Here is a 19,423-nt window from a genome sequence, read left to right as displayed (position 1 = left end):
CCGCTCAGCATGGGATGTGCTTTATTTTTTACTCTGTAATCAACGTATGGATCAGCTTCGGCGCCTTCGCTTCCGCGGCGAGGCGGATGTTGTCATAGACTTTTGCGATGACTTCATCGACGTTTTCGCGGTTGGCGTAAAGCGTCACAAGCGGTTCGCCTTTTTCTACTTTGTCGCCGACCTTTTTGCGGAGCATGATGCCGACGGCTAAATCGATCTCATCTTCTTTTGTAGCGCGACCGGCACCCAGCAGCATTGCTGCGACGCCGATTTCGTCCGCAACGATTTCGGAGACGACACCCGCTTCTTTCGCAGGCACATCAATTTGATATGCCGCTTGCGGAAGCTTAGACGGATCGTCAACTATCGAGCTGTCGCCGCCTTGGTTTTTCAGGAAATCCTTGAACTTCTCAAGCGCTTTGCCGTTTTTCATGACTTCTTCCAGCTTCGCTCTCGCTTCGTCCAATGTGTCGGCTTTTTTCGCGAGCACAACCATCTGGCTGCCGAGCGTTAAGACAAGCTCATGAAGATCCTCAGGCCCCTCGCCTTTGAGCGTGTCGATCGCTTCTTTGACTTCAAGCGCGTTTCCGATCGCAAAGCCGAGCGGCTGGGACATGTCTGAAATGACAGCCATTGTTTGGCGGCCGACGTTATTTCCGATGCGTACCATTGCTTTGGCAAGTTCAGCTGCGTCTTCTTCTGTTTTCATGAAGGCGCCCGCTCCCGTTTTTACATCAAGCACGATGGCGTCCGCCCCGGCAGCGATTTTTTTGCTCATAATCGAGCTTGCAATGAGCGGAATGGAATTGACCGTTCCCGTTACATCACGAAGCGCGTACAGTTTTTTATCAGCCGGCGTTAAATTGCCGCTTTGGCCGATGACCGCAACCTTGTCGCGGTTCACAAGCTTAATAAATTCATCCTTCGTCAGTTCCACGTGGAAGCCGGCGATTGCCTCTAATTTATCAATCGTCCCGCCCGTATGGCCGAGACCGCGGCCAGACATCTTGGCAACCGGCACATCAAGAGCCGCAACTAGCGGGGCGAGAACGAGCGTTGTCGTGTCGCCGACGCCGCCGGTGGAGTGTTTATCCACTTTAATTCCTTCAATGGCAGAAAGATCAATCGTTTCACCGGAGTTCACCATAGCCATCGTCAAGTCCGCGCGTTCACGGTCACTCATATCCTGGAAGAAAATCGCCATAGCAAGCGCGCTTGCCTGATAATCAGGAATGCTTCCGTCCGTATAGCCGTTCACGAAAAATTGAATTTCTTCAGTGGTGAGTTCTTTTCCGTTTTGTTTTTTGATGATGATATCTACCATTCTCATGTTTGGTCACCGATCCTTTTCGATTAAGTTCAGTAAATCAAGCCCACAATTGCTGCTGATAAAAAGCTGACAAGCGTAGCACCGTATAATAATTTCAAGCCGAAACGAGCGACGACATTTCCTTGCTTTTCATTCAGTCCTTTTACGGCACCGGCAATGATTCCGATTGAGGAGAAGTTCGCAAATGACACAAGGAATACCGATACGATTGCTGTTGTACGGCCACTGAAATGGAAACCATTTTGCGTAAGCGACGTCATGGCGACAAATTCATTCGACACCATTTTTGTTGCCATAATGCTTCCCGCATTAACAGCTTCATTCCATGGGATACCCACAAGAAAAGCGAATGGAGCAAACACATATCCAAGAATGCCTTGGAACGAAATACCGAATACTGCATTAAAAATGCCATTGATCAAGGCGATAATCGCGACAAATCCAATCAGCATCGCAGCGACGACAACCGCTACTTTGAAACCGTCAAGGATGTATTCTCCGAGCACTTCGAAGAAGGATTGTTTTTCTTCTTCCTCAACACGAAGCATATCCTCTTCTTTTGCAACCTCGTACGGATTGATAATAGAAGCGATAATGAAACCGCCGAATAAGTTCAAAACAAGCGCTGTTACAACATATTCCGGTTTCAGCATTGTCATATACGCGCCGACAATCGACATTGATACAGTGGACATCGCAGATGCGCAAAGCGTGTACAAGCGCTGCTGATTTAAAAGACCCAGTTCTTTCTTCAAGGAGATAAATACTTCCGACTGACCTAAAATCGCAGAAGCCACTGCGTTATACGATTCCAATCTTCCCATACCGTTTACCTTGCTGAGGGCAAGGCCGATATATCTAATAATAAACGGAAGGACTTTCCACTTTTGCAGAATCCCGATCAGAGCGGAAATAAACACGATCGGCAAGAGAACATTCATAAAGAATGTCGTTTGGTCCGCATTCACCAAGCCGCCAAACACAAAGTTGATTCCCTCTGCCGCGTATTCAAGCAGGTAACCGAATCCTTTTGCAAATCCTCCTACGAGGAAATTCCCTATCCCGGTATTGAGGAGAATGTAGCCAAGGATAAATTGCAAGATGAGCATAACAACAATTGGGCGGATCTTAATTCTTTTTTTGCCGCTGCTCGCGATCCACGCGAGGCCTAAAAACACGATTAAACCGATAATCCCAATCAAATACTTCATATGTGTTTCTCCTTTATTTGTATTCGCTTACAATCACTGTTTCCTCAGAAAACGGAAAGCAGTCTGCCTTCCGTCAGCTTTTTAATAGTTGTCCCCGCTTGATGCGCTTTCTCCTTTTACGATGGAAACGCCCGCGCTGGCGCCGATTCGGCTTGCTCCAGCCTCAACCATTGTGTCTACATCTTCTTTCGTTCTGATTCCGCCAGATGCTTTCACGCCGATATCAGGACCTACTGTTTTGCGCATTAAGGCGATATCTTCCTTCGTTGCGCCGCCTGTAGAGAAGCCTGTTGATGTTTTCACGAAGTCCGCTCCCGCAGACACCGCTAAACGGCACGCACGTTCTTTTTCTTCATCGGTCAGAAGGCAAGTTTCAATAATGACTTTGACAAGCGCTTTTCCGGCTGCAGCTTCCACTACACCGCGGATATCCGCTTCCACCACATCGTCTTCCTTGTCTTTTAAAGCGGCAATATTAATGACCATATCCACTTCAGTGGCGCCTTTTGAAATGGCGTCTTTTGTTTCGAACGCTTTTGTTTCAGTTGTATTGGCACCGAGCGGGAAGCCGATGACCGTACAAACGTCGACTCCAGTTCCCTTGAGCTCTTTCGCAGCAAGCGCCACCCATGTCGGATTGACACATACTGAAGCAAACTTATATGTTTTCGCTTCTTCAATAAGTTTGAGAATTTCCGCTTTTTGTGTATGCGGTTTCAAAGCTGTATGATCAATTATGTTAGCTAATGACATCCTTCGCACACTTCCTTTTTTGTTAAGATATTTTTTAGCATAACCGACTTTTGAACATATGTAAATTGGTAATTGAAATTTTGTTCAGCGAACGGTTTGAACGTGTCACAAATCATTAACAAGCACCCTTGCGGTATGCTGGTCAATGATTAAAACATTGGCATATTTTCCGGTTAATGCTCCGTGAATGGAAGATACTTTTCTGCTTCCGCCGGCCACTAAAATCGAGCGTTCCTTCAGTCTGAGGTCTTCAAGCTCAACACCGATGGTCCGGTCATTGATGGCACTGCTGCAAATATTCCCTTTCGCATCAAAAAAGCGTGAACAAATATCCCCAACGGCCTGTTTTTTCAGCAGGGCTTTCTCTTCTTCGTTAAAATATCCGAGCCGAAACAACAGCGCTTCATCACGGACAGTCCCGACCGTGAAGAGAGCGATATTCGCCTGCTTGCCCATTTCAATAATCCGCTCAATATGACGGTCTTTCTCTACCATTCGCTTCACATCCGCATTATCAAACACGACGGGAAGCGGGAGATAGCGCGGCATCGTTTGAAAAGCCTCCGCAAACAGCTGAATTGTTTCAGCGGAATACGTGTTCACCCGCGAGTGGCTGATACCGCCTTTCAGCTGGACGACCTCGACGCCTTTTACCTGCTTCGGCTGCATGTTTTGCGCGATTTGATACATGGTGGTTCCCCAGCTGACGCCGACAATGTCGCCGTCTTTTACCGTTTCATGCATATATTCTGCACCATAGCGGCTTAGGTCATGTATAATTCCTGCATAATCGGGTGTCGGGGAAAACACAACATGAGCCTCGAGGAGACCATATTTCTCTTCAAGCATGGAACCGAGCGCATCCAAATCCTCAAAAGGGTCCATGACGCGAATCTGGACATACCCTTTTTCCTTTGCATATTGCAGCAGCCGGGAAACGGTTGGCCTTGAAATGTTGAGCTGCTCAGCAATTTGCTGCTGACTGTAGTCAGACTGATAGTAAAGCCTTGCCGCTTCTATGCTTAATTGTTGTTTTTCCCGATCCATTCCGCACCTCCTTGTGGATCAGTCCTGATGAAAACTGCTTTTGATTTGCTTTTATTATACAGGCTGGCGCCAGCTTTCATCCACCTGATTTCAGAGAAACTGAAAAACGCCCTTGGCGCGGACCTGCCCAGAGCTCACTCCTCCCATGTCATGTGCTGATAAATGCCTTTCATAATGGCATACATTCCATATAAGATCAGGCCTAAAGCCAATATAGACAGAATCAATTTGCCATGCGGCTGCTGCGCGAGTTCGGCGAGCGCGCCGTCAAAGCCTCTTGTGTCGTCGGGATCAGCGGTCATGGCTGTTTTGATGAGAAAATAGCCGATAGCCGAGAAAATAATGGCCCGGGCGATATTGCCTGCGCGTCCGGTGTTTTTCGTAATGCATATCATCTGTTTGTTCATTTTTGACGTATCGAATTCTTTCATAAAAGCAGCCCGAACGCCTTTCATAAATTGAACAATCGCAAATACGATAAAACCCGCACCCGTAAGCCCTGTAAGCCATTGGCCGAACGGCTGCGCCAATATGTAAGCTGACCACGTCTGTTCTGAAGTGCCGCCTTTCCCTTGGCCAAACACAAATCGCAAGGCATTCCAAGCGATGGATGCGTAAACGGCGGCACTGAAAAAGTTTCCTATTCTCCGTGACAGGCCGCGCCTGCTGTTTCCGTGGCCCTCCGTGTCCTTGATCGCGCTTAACACCATCCAGATCACATAGCCGATAAGGCCGACACCTATTAAAAAAAGCAATAACGATCCATACGGCATGTGTGATAGCGTTTGGAGCGCTCCGCTCGAGTCTTTTGCGCGGCCTGCCCCGGCAGCCGTCATAAATGCCAAAATCCCAAGCAGAATAAAAACGCCGCCGAATGCAAAATAACCAAGCCTACCGAATCGTTTGATCCAAGGCTTGGTTTCCTGTTTTATTTTTGACACGTACTGGTCTTTCCCCGCCATGTGTCCAACCCTCTTTCGCAGAAATCTTTACTGTAACATTCCCGATTGGACAAAGTTGAAACAGCTTCTGCCTCAGCTGTGGCCGGCTGAGATACGTTTTTGCTGATCAGCTGACTGTGCAGGCATCATCCAAGCAGCCGCGGCGGCAGCTGTGACTCCGCCTGCTACTTTTCCAATGATCATGGCCGCCGCCATTTCTTTTTTCATTCCGGCCACAAAACCGAGATGGCTGCCGAGTACAAAGGCTCCGCTGACTGCAAACGCGACATTGATGACCTTTCCTCTCGGCGTCATATCCTTTAATGAAGCCAGCATCGGGATATGATGCGCCAAAGAGGTCACCAAGCCTGCTGTTGCTGTCTCATCTAAATGAAGGCATTTCCCCAGAGCCTGAAGCGGTTTTTTAAAGGTTTTTGTAATAAAAGCCGTCATCGGAAACGCCCCTGCCAGAGCAATGGCGATGGTCCCTGTCGTTTGTATCCCAGTCTCGACATTCTCCATTCCTGGAATCAGCACAATGCCTGTCAGCGTTTCAACGGAGACAGCCGCAAGCCCGATAATCGCAACCACACTGACCGCTTTCCCGAAGAGATGAAACAACCGAATCATACTGTCGGTATACCGCCATAACCCAAAAGCGATCACAGCAGATAACAGACTTGGGATCAGAAGGTTTTTACCTATCATGCCGATGTCAAAGCCCGCGCATAATCCGCCGGTGAAACAACCGATCGGCACTGTGCACAGCCCGATTAATATGCCTTTCGCAAAATACGGATGGTCCTCTTTTTCGATGATGCCAAGAGCGACGGGAATCGTGAAGACGATTGCCGGTCCCATCATTGTTCCTAAAAACACCCATGAAAACAGCCCGGCCTGCGGATCTTTCGCCATTTCTCCGGCCAGCGCATATCCTCCCATATCAATCGCCAAAATGGTGTTCGCAAAGGAAGAAGGGTCCGCGCCAATCGCTGTGTAAAACGGAGCAACAATGGGAATCAGGATTGCCGCCAGCACTGGGGACAGTGACACAATACCGATCATGGACAGCGCCAGCGGCCCCATAGCCTTGAAGCCGTCCGCAAACCGCTCGCCAAGCCCCCATTTGTTTCCCAAACAATAATCCGCCGCTCCCCATAGTAAAAAGGCAGCCAAAATGAATACAACCGCGTCATTCACCGTCATGGTTTTCTCCTTTTTCAAACGTATGATTGGTTTTATCATATCATCTGAAATCATCGAATAGAGCTGAATCTTATTCTATATGAGCTAAAAATTCTTTGATATCGGCTTTTTCAACAGCTGTTATAATGCGTCGCGCTTTTTCCTGCGGAACCGTTACTCTCAATTTTTCTTTTATGTCTTCTTCCGACAGCTCATTTCCTGAAGCCCCTTTTGGACAGTCCACACGCGCTTCGCAAATCCGGCCGTCTGATAAATAGGCCCGGACAATCGTGAAACGGCCTTTCGGAACGGCATGTGGAGCCGGCTGAATAGCATTGTCATATACTCGCTGAATTCGCCCCATTGTTGTTTGAATGTTGCTAGGGATCGGCTGGCTGTTGAAATGTTCAACGGTCAGCTCGTGTCCATGCAAAGCAAGAGCAATCACATATTCAACGCTGAAACGGCCTTCCTCTCCAGTTTTCGGAGATCGTTCCGCCAATGCAGCATCTCCGCCTGGCGGAAAAACCACCTCAATCCGCTCGGTATTGGCAGCAGAAATGGCTTCTTCAGAGATAAGCTTTCGTACCGCGTCTGCAGCATGGTGTGCCGCGGAACAAAATGGATAAATTTTAAACCATAGGCCCGGCTTTACGATTCTCCACGGTCCGCCCCAATCGTATAGCAAAGTGTGTTGTGCTTTTTCCAAATCACCGTACAGATTGAAAAAACCAGTTTCTCCATCAAGTGCCGTACGGGACCCGCCAAATTCTGATTGGGCCAGCTTAACGGCCATCAAGCCAGCCTGAGCCGCCAGACCTGCGTGCAGCGGTTTCATTTCTGTTCCAAATTGTATCCTCATCCCAGCAGATTGCGTAGCCGCAAAACCAATCGCTTTTTCCAGCTCTTTTTGAGGCAGTCCCTCAGCATAACCTACGGCGCAGGCGGCAGCAATCGCACCAAGCGTTCCTGTATTATGCCAGCCCTTTTCATAGTGGCGGCTGCCAATTGATTCGCCCAGCCGTGCCATTACTTCAACACCAACAACATAAGCGCCAAGAAGCCGCTCGTCATGTCCGCGAGCGGCAGAAGCAATAAGAGCAGGCACGATGACCGCACTAGGATGCCCTCTTACATCGGAGTGGACATCATCAAAATCCAATGCATGAGCGATAAACCCATTGAGCATCGCGGATTGTAATGGCGCGGCCTTTTTGCCTTGTCCGATAAGAGGAACAAGGGGCAGGCCTCCTTCATCCTCTATCAGACGGAGGAGCTTTTGAATGCCTTTATCTTCTCTTCCTGCAAATGAAGCGGCAGTAAAATCAAGTAATCCTTTTTTTGCTTCGCGAATCGCGTCAACTGAATGCTCCGGCTGTGACGTTCTCACAGCCTCTGCAAGACCTGCTGTCAGCCCTTGTTTGCTCATTTGATGGTCTCCAATACAATAACCGCCAGCTCCGCAAAGTAGTGAGAGGCAACCGTAAGGGCTTCTTCATCCAGTGTAAAGGCCGGATGATGCCACTCCTCCGTTCCGTTCGTTCCCATCCAGACAAAAAATCCCGGGATCTTCTCTTGATACAGAGCGAAGTCTTCTCCGCCCGGAGACTGCTCAGCGTGAACAGTTTGGCAGCCAATCCGTGCCGCAGCTTCGGATGCCGCATTCAAAAATGTGCCGTCATTCTGAACGGAAGGCAAATAAGGAAACCACTTGAATTCCGCTTGTGCCCCATAGCCCGATGCAATCCCCTCAGCCACCCGTTTCATATGCTCCGGAACGGCCTGCCTCGCTTCTTTTTGAAAGGTTCGAACCGTTCCCTCCATTTCAGCTTGATCTGGAATCACGTTCCACGACGTGCCCGCCTGTACTCTTGTGATACTGATGACTGCGTTTTGCAGTGAGCTGATGTTGCGGCTGACCACAGATTGCAGCCCGCTGATGATTTGTCCTGCGGCAGCGATTGGATCAATACTGTTATTCGGGATGCCGGCGTGACCGCCTTTTCCTTTGATGACGATCTCAAACCGGTCAACACTTGCCATTAACGGACCTTCCTTTACACCAATGGTCCCAACAGGCAGATCCGGCTTATTGTGCATGCCGAAAATGGCGGAAACACCATCAAGCACGCCAGCTTCTATGACCTTTCTTGCTCCCGCAGCAATTTCTTCGGCCGGCTGAAAGATAAAGCGGACGGTACCTTTCAGCTCGTCCCGTCTTTGGTTCAGCAAAATGGCTGTGCCAATAATAGAAGCGGTATGAAAATCGTGCCCGCACGCATGCATCGTACCGTCAACCTTAGAAGCAAACGGCAGGTTCGTCTGTTCATGGATCGGGAGCGCGTCAATGTCCGCCCGTATCGCTATCACGGGGCCGTCTTCCCGTCCTTTGATTTCCGCAATCACACCAGTCTCCAATTGAGGAACGTCCAGTATTTCGATCTGCTCCTCCTCAAGCCAGCGGCGGATTTTTTTCGTCGTTTCAATCTCTTGAAATGACAGTTCAGGATGTTCATGAAGATCACGCCGCATATTGATTAAACGGGTATGAAACGTTTTGTCGGCCATTGTTCTTCTCCCCTTCTTATATAATCTCTGCAGGCTCTCCCACCTGCTTGATAAACCGTTTTGTCCGTTCGTTCTTTGGATGGTCAAACAGTTCTTCTGGCGTTCCCTGTTCGATAATATGGCCGTCTGCCATAAAAATCACTTGATCAGCGACCTCTTTTGCAAACGCCATTTCGTGTGTCACGATGATCATCGTTGTTTGTTTTTCCGCAATGGATTTGATGACCTGAAGCACTCCTGCGACGAGCTCAGGGTCAAGCGCTGACGTTGGTTCATCCAGCAAGATCGCATGCGGATTGACCGCAAGCGCCCGAGCGATGCCAATTCGCTGCTGCTGGCCGCCAGACATTGTGATCGGATAGCTGTCAGCCTTATGCTCCAGACCGACTTGTTTCAGAATCTCCATTCCAATGCGTTTTGCTTCGTCGCGTGATTTGTGTTGAGCCACGATTAAAGCTTCTGTAATGTTTTGCAGAGCCGTTTTATTTTTAAACAGATTGTAGTTTTGAAAAACCATGGCCGTTTGCTGGCGAAGCCGGTGTGCTTCCTTGCGTGTAAACTTTTCCGCGTTCAGTTTGGCTTCTCCGATTTCAATGATGCCTTGATCCGGACGTTCTAATAGATTCAAGCACCGGAGAAGCGTTGATTTTCCGGAACCGGACGGACCGATGATCGCCACCACTTCTCCGCGCTTCACTTCTAGATCGATTCCATCTAGCACGACGAGATCTTTAAACGCTTTGCGAATATTTTTTACTGTTATCAACTGATTTCACCTCTAAGTCCGGTATGGCTTGCTCATGGCGCGTTCAAACAAGTCCTGCAACATGCTGTAGATAATGGTAAGAACCCAATAGACGATCGCAACAGCCAAATACGTCTCAAAATATTTGAGGTTTCCTGAGGCGTACATCTTCCCTTGGGCGAACATCTCCATGACCCCTAATGTAAAGGCCAGTGACGTTTCTTTTAGCAGTCCGATAAATGTATTACCCGTTGCCGGAATCGCATTTCGGATCGCTTGCGGCAAAATAATCCGTCTGTATGCCTGAAGTTTTGTCATGCCGACAGACAGACACGCCTCCAGCTGCCCGTCATCAACAGAATTGAGGGCGGCCCGGAAGATTTCTGCCAAATATGCTGCGTTTTTTAAGCTTAACCCGATGATGGCAGCTGTGAGAGCTGTCATTTTGCTCATCTCTGGAAATAACTGCGGCAGCCCGTAATAGATTAAGAACAGCTGCACAAGTGTCGGCACGCCCCGGAAAAAGGATATATACAGCTTTGACAGCTGATGAAGCACTGGAATTTTGTTCTTTGTAATGAGTGCGAGAATAAGTCCTCCGATAATGGCAAAAATCATAGCCGCTATAGCCATCAACAAGGTGATCGGAAGGGCCTGAATTAAAGTCGGGAACGCTGATATCATGAATTCCCAATCAATCGTGTTCATTCTGGTGATTCACCGCCGTTTCTTAATGCTTCTGTTCTACTGTGATATCTTCATTAAAGTATTTTTCAGAGAGTTTTTTCAGTGTTCCGTCTTTACGCAATTCATCAAGCGCCTTATTGACTTTTTTGCGGAGCTTGTCGTGCGCATCGTCCTTGACGAATGGGAATGCAACCTGTTCGTAAACAATCGGATCTCCGGCAAGCTTTAACGGTAAACCGGTTTTCTTGATTTGCGCGATCAATACAGTTCGGCTGTTAACATAAGCGTCAACACGGCCGTACGCAACATCCTTCAGCGTGCCCTCTTGTGTTTCGTACGTTTTGATATTGATTTTTTTATCAGGATCTTTGCTTTCAAGGTTTTTCGCGTGGTTTGAACCGAGAACGGCCGCGACTGTCTTCCCTTTTAAATCGTCTACTGATTTGATATCTGTATTGTCTTTTTTGACGACAATCTGTGTTCCCGCATAAGCGTATGGTTTCGTAAAGTTATACGTTTCCTTGCGTTCGTCTGTCACAGCTACCTGGTTGGAAATGGTGTCAAGCTTGCCTGTTTGAAGCTCTCCCATCAGCCCGCTGAATTCAAGCAGCTTCCAGTCCAGTTTCATATCAATTTTCTTAGCGACCGCTTCCATCACTTCAACGTCAAAACCTGTCAGCTTTCCGTTTTCTTTATAAGCAAATGGGTAACTTTGTCCTGTCGCACCGACATGAAGCACATTGTCATCCTCTTTACTGCTGCTGTTTCCATTGCCGCAAGCGGAGAGCACCGCTAATAATGCAGCAACGACCAGCAAAGTCCATTTTTTCATTTTCATTTGATTTTCCCGCCTTTTCTTTTTTTTATAGATCATGTCGCAATTGTTTTTTCATATAAACTGTGATATGCCCTTTGCCAAGGTCTTGTTCACCTGCGCGGACATACCCTTTTCGTTCGTACATCTCAATCAGCCACGGATGCTTATCCGCTGTTCCGAGTGAGACAAACGGAACCTTTAACGTATCGCGGAGGATTGTTTCCTCCAGCCATTGAAGCAGCTTTGTTCCGATTCCTTTTTTACCGGTGTCAGGCTCCACAGCGAACCACCAGATATGCGGAACGCCATACGGTCCCGGCTGCTGTCCCCACGGCATTCTTAAGGAGATGGTCGCGATGATCCGCCCGTCTTCTTCCATGACGTAGCAGGCGTTTTTCCGGATATTTTTCAGCACCAAATCCAAATCCGCATGAGCGGCGGCAAAACGAATGCCGAGCTTTCGAATCGGTTCATAAGCCCGCAATGTCAGCTCGAGAAGCTGTTCAGCATCACGTTCAACTGCAAGGCGATATTGTGGCTTCATCTAGCGTTCCTCCTTACTTTGCATAGCGGTTGACCGGCTTTTCCAAACCGAAGTGCTCTCTTAATGTTGTGCCTTCATAATCTTTTCTGAACACGCCGCGCTCCTGTAAAATCGGAACCACTTGATCAACAAACACTTCAATTCCTTCTGGTAGAAGCGGAGGCATGATATTAAACCCGTCACACGCTTCCTTTTCCACCCATTCCTGCATCTTGTCAGCGAGCTGCTCCGGCGTGCCGACGAAGATATGGTGTCCTCTGGAGCCTGCAACGTATTTGTAAAGCTCGCGTATCGTCATATTGTCCCGTTCAGCCATTTCCTGAACAAGCTTGAAGCGGCTCTTCACCGCATTGGAAGCTTCTGCGTCAAGCTTCGGCAGCGGCCCGTCAAGCGGATACGCAGACAAATCAATTCCGCCTAAATAATTTTGGAGAATTTGCAGACCGACGGATGGAATAATCAGGTCTTGAAGCTCCTTGTATTTGGCTTTCGCTGCTTCTTCGGTATCAGCAATGATCGGGAAAATACCCGGCATGATGGCGATTTTCTCTGGATCACGTCCGAATTCCGCAGCCTGTTCTTTAATGGATTGATAAAATTCTTGAGCGGATTCCAGGTGGTTTTGCGCTGTGAAGATCACTTCTGCTGTTCTGGCAGCCAGCGCTTTTCCGTCTCCTGATGATCCTGCCTGGATAATGACTGGCTGGCCCTGCGGCGTTCTTGAAACGTTCAGTGGCCCGCGAACAGAGAAATATTCTCCTTTGTGGTTCAGCTCATGCATTTTTTCCTTCTCAAAGAATTCACCTGTTTCTTTATTGCGGATAAAGGCGCCCTCTTCCCATGAATCCCAAAGCCCCTTTACAACCTCGACAAATTCCTCTGCCCGCTTGTAGCGCAAATGGTGTTCAAGGTGTTTTTCACCGCTGAAATTCAGCGCTGTTGATTCAATCGAAGAAGTGACGACGTTCCATCCGGCACGGCCGTTGGACAGATGATCCAATGACGCAAACTGTCTGGCAATGTGAAACGGCTCGCTATATGTAGTGGAGGCTGTTGCTGTCAGTCCGATTCTTGATGTGACCTGCGCCAGGGCAGAGAGCAAGGTGAATGGCTCAAACCTTGTTAATACATTTGGATGTGATTTACTGTCAATTGATAGGCTATCTGCTAAAAACAGCATATCCAGCTTGCCCCGCTCCGCTGTTTTCGCCAGCTCTTTAAAATAATCCAAGTTCATACTCGCATCTGAAGGCGCGTCGGGGTGCCGCCAAGACGCGACGTGATGGCCTGTGCCTGCTAAAAATACCCCTAATTTGATTTGTTTCTTTTTGCTTGTCATGACGATACTCCTTTTATCATGTTTTAGGCTGAATAATCCGAAAAATAAACTCCTATATTCCTAGTCGTTTAATATGAATAAATCAAAATGTACCTTTGTCTTGGACGTTTGTCAATGAGTTAAGATCAAATTTTTCTTTTTAAGCTGAAAAGAATCTCGCAGCATCATGGGACGGCATTTGTGCAACCTGTATCCTTACAAAACAGCCTGATGATGCTGAGACTCGTTTTGATTCAAAGTTTTATATAAATGCATATCTGTACTTCCGACCATACGCGTTTTGCCGTCGCTTTTGCTCTTTGCTAATAAACGCGCGTGATCGCCGTCGCAGAACGGTTCATTTTGTCACTCATTCAGAAGCTGAGACATCACATAAAAAAATGAGCTGATCCCGGATTCATACCGAAATCAGCTCATTGTATCTTAATTAAGTTCTAGAATACTTTCTTCCGCTTTAGCAGAAAACACTTTAGGCTCAAGGCGGTCTAGGTCTTCATGAAATAAACTTACTTTTTGGATTTGCCGATTGTCGTAGTGGTGAAAGTAGTAGTTTCCCGTGTCGCTGCACATCACAGAAGTGTATTGCGTATAATCAATTTCGTCTTCTTCCGTTATCACAACACCCTTGGGTATCGCCATGTTTGCCAAAAGCTGAAAAGCTGCTGATACACCTTTCGTTTCATCTGCCGCAGGCTCTAGATGTTCTTTCAGAAAACAAGCTCTGACAAACCGTGAAGGCGGTGTATAATCTCCCGGCAGCCCCACTGTACCCGAGCCTTGGCCAAAAGCGGACAGCATCAATCCGCCCAACTCCTTGCTCTCGAATTGTTTCGGCCGTAATCCTATATATTGCCGAAGATTGGCCACATGCCATAAAAAGTCGGGGCTGTTCGTCATGACACCTGGTTGATTGTCATAGATTTTGATGCCGTCTGCTCTCGGTTCGATCGTCAGGCTGCGTCCCGTCCGGTCTGACAATATCCAGTGCAGCGGTAAAACGGTATCCAATAGATCTAATTTCTTCTCCACAATCGTTAAAGAGTGGATCTTTTCTTTTACGTCATCCAAAGACTTACAAACTGATAGCGCCCATGTTACAAATTCATGCGGGGCAATATGAACGCCGTCTCCCCGAAGCGTTTTTTCGTACTCCGCATACCCCATAAAATAAAGCGCCGCACAAGATAAACCGCTTTCATTAACTCCGTCGGCAAATAATACATTTCCAAGTTTTCTCCCCATACCGATAAACGCGTACTGTGTTTGATGCACCTTTCCGTCAGCTTCACTCTTCCAGCTGTAACGGCGCGGATAGAGAATGACCTCCGTCCCCAGCTGAAATGCAAAATCCATTGTTCTCGCTAATAAATGATTCCGGTCAGCAGTTTCCAATGTAAGACTTGTGCACATCTGATCCAGTCCCCTTTCCATTCAGGCTAAAATCATACATTTTGTGAACAACTTGTTTTATCAGCATAACGAAAGACAAAGAGATTCGTCAAAAGATTGACATCGTCTTCCAACATAAAGACGAAGAGATTCTTTCAATGTACTATGCTGATGTTTATGGTGAAAGCTTCCTTTTTATTTTTAGTAGCCCCTGCTGTATCAAAGCCAATCAGAAAAGTTGCAGTTTCATGATCAATCGCTGATATTATAAGGCAGCAGGAAAAGAAGTTGTAGCGTCCATTCCGCAAAAAGGCCTCATGGCGCTTACAGACCGGCCGGGCACAACATAACAAAAAATCCAGCCTTAAAGGCTGGATTTCATTATTATTTCGCCAAAACAAGCTCGTGAATTGCATGCGCAACCCCATGTTCATTATTGGAGCGTGTTTGAAAGTTCGCGGCTTCCAATACTTCTGGGATGGCGTTTGCCATGGCCACCCCGCAGCCCGCCCATTCGATCATTGTCAGGTCGTTCCCGTTGTCGCCTATGCACATGACTTCCGCCTGTTCAATTCCAAGCAGCTGTGCCAGCTGGCGTACAGCATTTCCTTTGCTGGCTTCCGGGTGCAGAATTTCGTAAAAGAACGGCGCGCTTCTGACCATTGTATATTTTTCTCTCACGTCTTTTGGAATCGACGTAATGACGCGGCTTAAGTTCTCCGGTTGATCAATAAACATCACTTTCGGGATGAGGATATCTTTAGGCACCTCGTCAATCTTGCGGAAATGAAGCGGCACCTGTGTCACATAGGATTCATATACGGTAAATTCGCTAATATCCCGATTAGGCGTATACAAATGAGATGAATCAAAGAAATGCATCGGCGTCTTCAGCTCTAAGCTCAGGTCATATAATGAAGCCAAATCATCATAACCGAGAGACAGCTCTGAGACCACTTCATTTGTATGCGTATTTTGAACAAGCGCTCCATTATACGCGATGACATAGTCGCCTTCTTCAATTAAATTCAGTTCATCTAAGTATCTCCGCACACCCCCGATAGGCCGGCCGGTGCAAAGCACGATTTTGACACCTTCCGCTTTTGCCGCGTGAAGCGCGTCGCGGACCTCCTCTGTTACTTCATGATGATCATTTAAAAGTGTTCCATCCATATCAATTGCAATGAGTTTGTACATCCTGCATCTCCTTCATGTCGTTTTCAGTCTATAGTCCCATCATATCGTTTTTCCTTTTTGATATTCAACCGGAAGAGATGGTTTTCTCCGGATTAGACGCCGCCCTTGTCTTCGGATACGTTTTCGTGGTTCCCGCTTTCTTTCTGTTTTCACGACGTTTTCTGCTTTTTTCTGTTTCATCAGCATAAAGCCGGCAGCTAAAAACGGAATGCCGGTTATATTCAAGATGGCAAGCTTCACACCCGCCGCGATGAAAAAGAACCTCCATGAAGATGCAGGATTCCGTTTGATCATAACGTAAGCCGCCATTTCCAGAACGATCAGGATGGCATGAAGCACGATGCCATAAATAAGCAATACAAGGGCAAAAAACAACACATAATTCACGATTGCCCCTGAGTACACCATAGCGCGCATCATTTGTATAAACGATAAGGACTGCATGGAGCCGCTGATGACATTAGGGTTATAGATCGTATAGTCACTAAATAAATGTTTGACCTTGAGAAAAGCCCAAAATATAAATATCCACTGAATGATATGTAAAACAAGTCCCGCTGCCACCAGTCTTTCAGCTTTTTTATGTCTCATCTTTTTCCTCCCTGCCGGTCTTTGATTCGATTCTTGTCATCGTTTTTGTCTGTCCATTTTGCTCCCATATCAACGTCCCGTTTTCTCCTCTTTTCAGCGTGCTTTTGAGCGGATAATAGGGACCGAGATACTGAATCTCGATAGACCCGTCAGCGCTTTGGGAAATTACCTTGTATGCCATAAAAGGCAGCTGAACCTCTCCTCTTCCTTCCATCACTTCCGTTTCCACAACCTCGTCTTTGGTAAATGTGACCGTTGCTGATTTCACGCCGTCCGTTGGCCCGGGAGCAATTCCCTCATCCCACGTTCCGTAATAAAACGGCGTCTCTTCTTTTTGCTGCTGGCAGCCGGATACCATCATGCATACAGCAATAAATAACAAAATGCCATATTTGTTTTTCAAGGAGATCCCCATCCTTTCCTCCTTTTTTTAGGCGAATGCCGTGGCACTGTGCCAATGACTACATAAGTTATAAGGAATTCACCCACAAGGAGATTGATCATAATGAACCCTTATCAATATTACAGCCCACAGCTGCCTCAGCAGGAACCTTACTATAGCCACTATGAATACAGCCCTTATCCACAGCAGGATATATACGAGCCATACCAAATGGAAAGACAGCCTGCATTGGAAAGAAGAATCGCGGCACTTGAACGGCAAAATGAACAGCAGTCGAGAGAATTAACCCGTCTGACAAACGAAGACCGCCGTCAAAATCGGGAAATTGCACGGATTGCCGAACAGGTCAATCAGCTAAGCCAGGCTGTTGAACGCCATACACGCCGCTTAAATCGGCTCAATCAGCGCCTCCGCACAGTAGAAAACAGACTGAATATCCCATTTACTGCAGGGGAAGGCGGTTTCTGAGCAAACAAAGAAAAAAAGCGGAATACGATTCCCCCAATTCAGGGTTTCGTTTTCCGCCATTCTTATATGTTAAAACGGAACATTTACATAAAAAGGGTTTGTTCCCAGTATACAATCTTTACCGTTTTCATTCAAAGACAAGAGGCCGAGGAAAATAATTGTAGTTCCTCTTTTACAGAATTTCTTTTCATGCCAGTTGCATGATAATACCGACTCACGTCAATCGATCACATGGAGGAATGATTTATGCATCATACACAACACGGCTTGCAGCAGCTGAACCAATGCCGCCAGACTGCTCAGCAGCTCATTCAGCAAACACAGCAAAGCAGCCAGCAATACCGCCAAATGCTGCACCAGGAGCAGCAAAACATCCAAATGCTGCAGCAAATTCTAAACCACGAACAACAAGCTGCACATACGATTCAACAAGCGCTGCACGGACATGACATGGCGATTCAAAAATGCCAGCAGGTTGTCAACATGTGCAACCAAATGCAGCAGGAACTTACTGGACAATCCAGCGTGATAAATACGAATGTGTCTACACTTCCATTCGGCCAAAATACGCCATTTCAACAGCACTCCTACCAGCAGTAGGATAGAAAAAGCTCAACACAATGCGAGTGTTGAGCTTTTTTCTTACTGTTCTTTGCGAATATGTATATCCTGAATAGACTGTTTCGGCGCATGAAATCTGCTTTCGGCTTCACTTCTTGCCTCGGCAAAAGCTCGTGCCTCCACATGATCCTTGTAGACATCCAGCTGAATCAAATACAGCGGGCGCACTTTAAAGCCGTGAATAATGGTCACAGCCCACAACGGGAGCACAACAAAAACGCCAGGCAGATCGGGCAAAACAAAACCAAACGCAAAAATGAAAAAATAAATGATTCCGTACATTATCCACTTTCTATTTCTAACCTTGATGCCAATAAATAAAAAGGCAAAAAAACTGGTAATGGCAAAAGGCATGAAAATAAACAGCATCCACCAGCTATGCAGCCATTCCCAAGCGGCACCTCTTTTTGTAATTCCCATATTTTTCTCCTCCTATTTACCTATAATAATCGATTAGGCATACCGCGTCACCTATAAATGAAAAAACGTTCTTCCTTGAAAATAGTGATAGACGGAGAATGGGTTTCTTGCTATATTATTAATTGATAATGATAATCATTACTAATCTATTCACATACATATTGGGAGGGTTTTTGATGAAAAAGAACACATTGCTCGTGGGCATGCTTGTGCTGCTTCTCATGTTTGTCAGCGCTTGCAGCGGCACGGCTTCTAAAGGGAGCTCAAGCGATTCTGCTTCCGAAAAAACAGAAATGAGAACATATAAATCACCTAAAGGGAACGTCAACATTCCTGCACATCCAAAACGCATCGTCACTGATTTTTATGCCGGTGAATTGCTTTCTGTCGGGGCCAATGTAGTCGGCTCAGGCTCGTGGTCATTTGATAATCCGTTTTTAAAATCAAAGCTGAAAAATGTGAAGGATGTCGGTGATCCAATCAGCGTTGAAAAAGTGATGGAGCTTCAGCCTGACCTCATTGTTGTCATGAATGAAGAGAATGTCGATAAATTAAAGAAAATCGCTCCGACTGTTGTCATACCTTATAACACTGCGAAAAACGTCGAGGACACAGTCAGCATGTTCGGAGATATCGCCGGAGCGAAAGACAAAGCAACCTCATTTATGGCTGACTTTAACAAAAAAGCGGACGCGGCTAAAAAGAGAATTACCGGCGTCATCGACAAAGATGCGACCTTCGGCATTTATGAAAACACAGACAAGGGCGAATTCTGGGTATTCAATGACAATGGCGGACGCGGCGGCCAAGCTGTATACAATGCGCTCGGGTTAAAAGCGCCTGAAAAAATTGAACAAGATGTCATCAAAAAAGGAGAGATGAAACAGCTCTCTCAAGAGGTGATTCCTGAGTATGCCGCAGATTATATGTTCATTACGGACTACAACCCGAAAGGCGAAAGCAAAACACTCGACAAGCTGGAGAACTCCTCTATTTGGAAGAACCTTGACGCTGTTAAACATAATCGCGTGTTTATCAATGACTTTGACACGTTCTACCCGTACGATCCGATTTCTGTCAGCAAACAGGTGGATATCATCGCCGACATGCTGATCAAACGGGCCGAAGAAAATAAAAAGTAAAGAAAAAGGCACAGTCCCATGGATA

The 19,423-nt window shown here is 46.9% G+C and carries 21 protein-coding genes; 3 read left to right on the top strand and 18 right to left on the bottom strand.

The features are described from left to right. Window positions 1-28 precede the first annotated feature (28 nt). The 17 genes from NZD81_RS12250 to NZD81_RS12170 all read right to left on the bottom strand — a co-directional run bounded on the left by NZD81_RS12250 (window position 29) and on the right by NZD81_RS12170 (window position 16,759). Window positions 29-1,330, bottom strand: coding sequence for a pyrimidine-nucleoside phosphorylase (locus NZD81_RS12250; protein WP_014665986.1), 1,302 nt, complete (start codon window positions 1,328-1,330; stop codon window positions 29-31). A 29-nt stretch (window positions 1,331-1,359) separates the two neighbouring features. Further along, window positions 1,360-2,541, bottom strand: coding sequence for a nucleoside permease NupC (gene nupC, locus NZD81_RS12245; RefSeq protein ID WP_003244143.1), 1,182 nt, complete (start codon window positions 2,539-2,541; stop codon window positions 1,360-1,362). 81 nt (window positions 2,542-2,622) lie between these two features. Beyond that, on the bottom strand, window positions 2,623-3,294 hold the full coding sequence (deoC, locus tag NZD81_RS12240; protein WP_282373836.1) for a deoxyribose-phosphate aldolase: 672 nt from the start codon (window positions 3,292-3,294) through the stop codon (window positions 2,623-2,625). A gap of 105 nt (window positions 3,295-3,399) precedes the next feature. After that, a complete protein-coding gene (gene deoR / locus NZD81_RS12235; protein ID WP_282373837.1) occupies window positions 3,400-4,341 on the bottom strand; it encodes a DNA-binding transcriptional repressor DeoR in 942 nt (313 codons plus the stop codon). Window positions 4,342-4,475: 134 nt separating this feature from the next. Continuing rightward, window positions 4,476-5,303: a DUF1206 domain-containing protein gene (locus NZD81_RS12230; RefSeq protein WP_069838372.1), complete on the bottom strand. Its 828-nt coding sequence runs from the start codon at window positions 5,301-5,303 to the stop codon at window positions 4,476-4,478. 72 nt (window positions 5,304-5,375) lie between these two features. After that, window positions 5,376-6,488 (bottom strand): ethanolamine utilization protein EutH, encoded by a 1,113-nt coding sequence (gene eutH, locus NZD81_RS12225; protein ID WP_282373838.1) that lies wholly within the window; start codon window positions 6,486-6,488, stop codon window positions 5,376-5,378. 70 nt (window positions 6,489-6,558) lie between these two features. Further along, a complete protein-coding gene (locus NZD81_RS12220; RefSeq protein ID WP_282373839.1) occupies window positions 6,559-7,896 on the bottom strand; it encodes an MmgE/PrpD family protein in 1,338 nt (445 codons plus the stop codon). Then, entirely contained in the window at window positions 7,893-9,035 is a 1,143-nt protein-coding gene (gene sndB, locus NZD81_RS12215; RefSeq protein ID WP_172641071.1) for an N-acetyl-sulfur-metabolite deacetylase SndB, read from the bottom strand. Before sndB ends, NZD81_RS12220 begins: the two co-directional genes overlap by 4 nt. A 16-nt stretch (window positions 9,036-9,051) precedes the next feature. Further along, a complete protein-coding gene (locus tag NZD81_RS12210; protein WP_172641072.1) occupies window positions 9,052-9,801 on the bottom strand; it encodes an amino acid ABC transporter ATP-binding protein in 750 nt (249 codons plus the stop codon). Between the two features lie 12 nt (window positions 9,802-9,813). Beyond that, entirely contained in the window at window positions 9,814-10,488 is a 675-nt protein-coding gene (locus NZD81_RS12205) for an amino acid ABC transporter permease (RefSeq protein ID WP_040081291.1), read from the bottom strand. A gap of 22 nt (window positions 10,489-10,510) precedes the next feature. Further along, window positions 10,511-11,305, bottom strand: coding sequence for an amino acid ABC transporter substrate-binding protein (locus tag NZD81_RS12200; RefSeq protein WP_282373840.1), 795 nt, complete (start codon window positions 11,303-11,305; stop codon window positions 10,511-10,513). A gap of 25 nt (window positions 11,306-11,330) precedes the next feature. Further along, a complete protein-coding gene (gene snaB / locus NZD81_RS12195; RefSeq protein WP_282373841.1) occupies window positions 11,331-11,828 on the bottom strand; it encodes a sulfur-containing aminoacid acetyltransferase SnaB in 498 nt (165 codons plus the stop codon). 13 nt (window positions 11,829-11,841) lie between these two features. After that, window positions 11,842-13,167, bottom strand: coding sequence for an LLM class flavin-dependent oxidoreductase (locus tag NZD81_RS12190; protein WP_282373842.1), 1,326 nt, complete (start codon window positions 13,165-13,167; stop codon window positions 11,842-11,844). A gap of 423 nt (window positions 13,168-13,590) precedes the next feature. Continuing rightward, on the bottom strand, window positions 13,591-14,577 hold the full coding sequence (locus NZD81_RS12185; RefSeq protein ID WP_282373843.1) for a choloylglycine hydrolase family protein: 987 nt from the start codon (window positions 14,575-14,577) through the stop codon (window positions 13,591-13,593). Window positions 14,578-14,940: 363 nt separating this feature from the next. Then, window positions 14,941-15,753: a sugar-phosphatase gene (gene yidA, locus NZD81_RS12180; RefSeq protein WP_282373844.1), complete on the bottom strand. Its 813-nt coding sequence runs from the start codon at window positions 15,751-15,753 to the stop codon at window positions 14,941-14,943. Between the two features lie 39 nt (window positions 15,754-15,792). Continuing rightward, the gene (locus NZD81_RS12175; RefSeq protein ID WP_172641076.1) at window positions 15,793-16,344 is read right to left on the bottom strand and encodes a hypothetical protein; all 552 of its coding nucleotides are present in this window, start codon (window positions 16,342-16,344) and stop codon (window positions 15,793-15,795) included. Beyond that, window positions 16,334-16,759 carry a DUF3255 family protein gene (locus NZD81_RS12170; protein WP_148343367.1) on the bottom strand — a complete coding sequence of 142 codons (426 nt, stop codon included), beginning with the start codon at window positions 16,757-16,759 and terminating at the stop codon, window positions 16,334-16,336. Before NZD81_RS12170 ends, NZD81_RS12175 begins: the two co-directional genes overlap by 11 nt. A 90-nt stretch (window positions 16,760-16,849) precedes the next feature. On the opposite strand from NZD81_RS12170, the gene cotNE reads away from it, so the two are divergent. Further along, on the top strand, window positions 16,850-17,215 hold the full coding sequence (cotNE, locus tag NZD81_RS12165) for an inner spore coat protein CotNE (protein WP_014666005.1): 366 nt from the start codon (window positions 16,850-16,852) through the stop codon (window positions 17,213-17,215). 246 nt (window positions 17,216-17,461) lie between these two features. Further along, window positions 17,462-17,815: a hypothetical protein gene (locus tag NZD81_RS12160; RefSeq protein ID WP_103031276.1), complete on the top strand. Its 354-nt coding sequence runs from the start codon at window positions 17,462-17,464 to the stop codon at window positions 17,813-17,815. A gap of 42 nt (window positions 17,816-17,857) precedes the next feature. On the opposite strand, the gene NZD81_RS12155 is transcribed toward NZD81_RS12160, so the two are convergent. Further along, complete coding sequence (locus tag NZD81_RS12155) at window positions 17,858-18,256, bottom strand: hypothetical protein (protein ID WP_069150640.1); 399 nt, start codon at window positions 18,254-18,256, stop codon at window positions 17,858-17,860. 176 nt (window positions 18,257-18,432) lie between these two features. Here NZD81_RS12155 and NZD81_RS12150 point away from each other — a divergent pair, with 176 nt between their 5' ends. After that, window positions 18,433-19,398, top strand: a complete 966-nt coding sequence (locus NZD81_RS12150; protein ID WP_103031277.1) for an iron-hydroxamate ABC transporter substrate-binding protein — start codon at window positions 18,433-18,435, stop codon at window positions 19,396-19,398. Window positions 19,399-19,423: the final 25 nt, after the last annotated feature.

Origin of the sequence: Bacillus sp. B.PNR1 (assembly GCF_030386235.1) — a bacterium.
Taxonomy (GTDB): Bacteria; Bacillota; Bacilli; order Bacillales; family Bacillaceae; genus Bacillus; species Bacillus stercoris.
Note: the sequence above shows the minus strand (reverse complement) of the source record. Positions and strands in the feature narration are given on the sequence as shown.

What these genes read in the sequence shown, in the direction of transcription:
- NZD81_RS12250 (WP_014665986.1), bottom strand. Translation starts at nt 1,330, where the DNA reads ATGAGAATGGTAGATATCATCATCAAAAAACAAAACGGAAAAGAACTC.
- nupC (WP_003244143.1), bottom strand. Translation starts at nt 2,541, where the DNA reads ATGAAGTATTTGATTGGGATTATCGGTTTAATCGTGTTTTTAGGCCTC.
- deoC (WP_282373836.1), bottom strand. Translation starts at nt 3,294, where the DNA reads ATGTCATTAGCTAACATAATTGATCATACAGCTTTGAAACCGCATACA.
- deoR (WP_282373837.1), bottom strand. Translation starts at nt 4,341, where the DNA reads ATGGATCGGGAAAAACAACAATTAAGCATAGAAGCGGCAAGGCTTTAC.
- NZD81_RS12230 (WP_069838372.1), bottom strand. Translation starts at nt 5,303, where the DNA reads ATGGCGGGGAAAGACCAGTACGTGTCAAAAATAAAACAGGAAACCAAG.
- eutH (WP_282373838.1), bottom strand. Translation starts at nt 6,488, where the DNA reads ATGACGGTGAATGACGCGGTTGTATTCATTTTGGCTGCCTTTTTACTA.
- NZD81_RS12220 (WP_282373839.1), bottom strand. Translation starts at nt 7,896, where the DNA reads ATGAGCAAACAAGGGCTGACAGCAGGTCTTGCAGAGGCTGTGAGAACG.
- sndB (WP_172641071.1), bottom strand. Translation starts at nt 9,035, where the DNA reads ATGGCCGACAAAACGTTTCATACCCGTTTAATCAATATGCGGCGTGAT.
- NZD81_RS12205 (WP_040081291.1), bottom strand. Translation starts at nt 10,488, where the DNA reads ATGAACACGATTGATTGGGAATTCATGATATCAGCGTTCCCGACTTTA.
- NZD81_RS12200 (WP_282373840.1), bottom strand. Translation starts at nt 11,305, where the DNA reads ATGAAAATGAAAAAATGGACTTTGCTGGTCGTTGCTGCATTATTAGCG.
- snaB (WP_282373841.1), bottom strand. Translation starts at nt 11,828, where the DNA reads ATGAAGCCACAATATCGCCTTGCAGTTGAACGTGATGCTGAACAGCTT.
- NZD81_RS12190 (WP_282373842.1), bottom strand. Translation starts at nt 13,167, where the DNA reads ATGACAAGCAAAAAGAAACAAATCAAATTAGGGGTATTTTTAGCAGGC.
- NZD81_RS12185 (WP_282373843.1), bottom strand. Translation starts at nt 14,577, where the DNA reads ATGTGCACAAGTCTTACATTGGAAACTGCTGACCGGAATCATTTATTA.
- yidA (WP_282373844.1), bottom strand. Translation starts at nt 15,753, where the DNA reads ATGTACAAACTCATTGCAATTGATATGGATGGAACACTTTTAAATGAT.
- NZD81_RS12175 (WP_172641076.1), bottom strand. Translation starts at nt 16,344, where the DNA reads ATGAGACATAAAAAAGCTGAAAGACTGGTGGCAGCGGGACTTGTTTTA.
- NZD81_RS12170 (WP_148343367.1), bottom strand. Translation starts at nt 16,759, where the DNA reads ATGGGGATCTCCTTGAAAAACAAATATGGCATTTTGTTATTTATTGCT.
- cotNE (WP_014666005.1), top strand. Translation starts at nt 16,850, where the DNA reads ATGAACCCTTATCAATATTACAGCCCACAGCTGCCTCAGCAGGAACCT.
- NZD81_RS12160 (WP_103031276.1), top strand. Translation starts at nt 17,462, where the DNA reads ATGCATCATACACAACACGGCTTGCAGCAGCTGAACCAATGCCGCCAG.
- NZD81_RS12155 (WP_069150640.1), bottom strand. Translation starts at nt 18,256, where the DNA reads ATGGGAATTACAAAAAGAGGTGCCGCTTGGGAATGGCTGCATAGCTGG.
- NZD81_RS12150 (WP_103031277.1), top strand. Translation starts at nt 18,433, where the DNA reads ATGAAAAAGAACACATTGCTCGTGGGCATGCTTGTGCTGCTTCTCATG.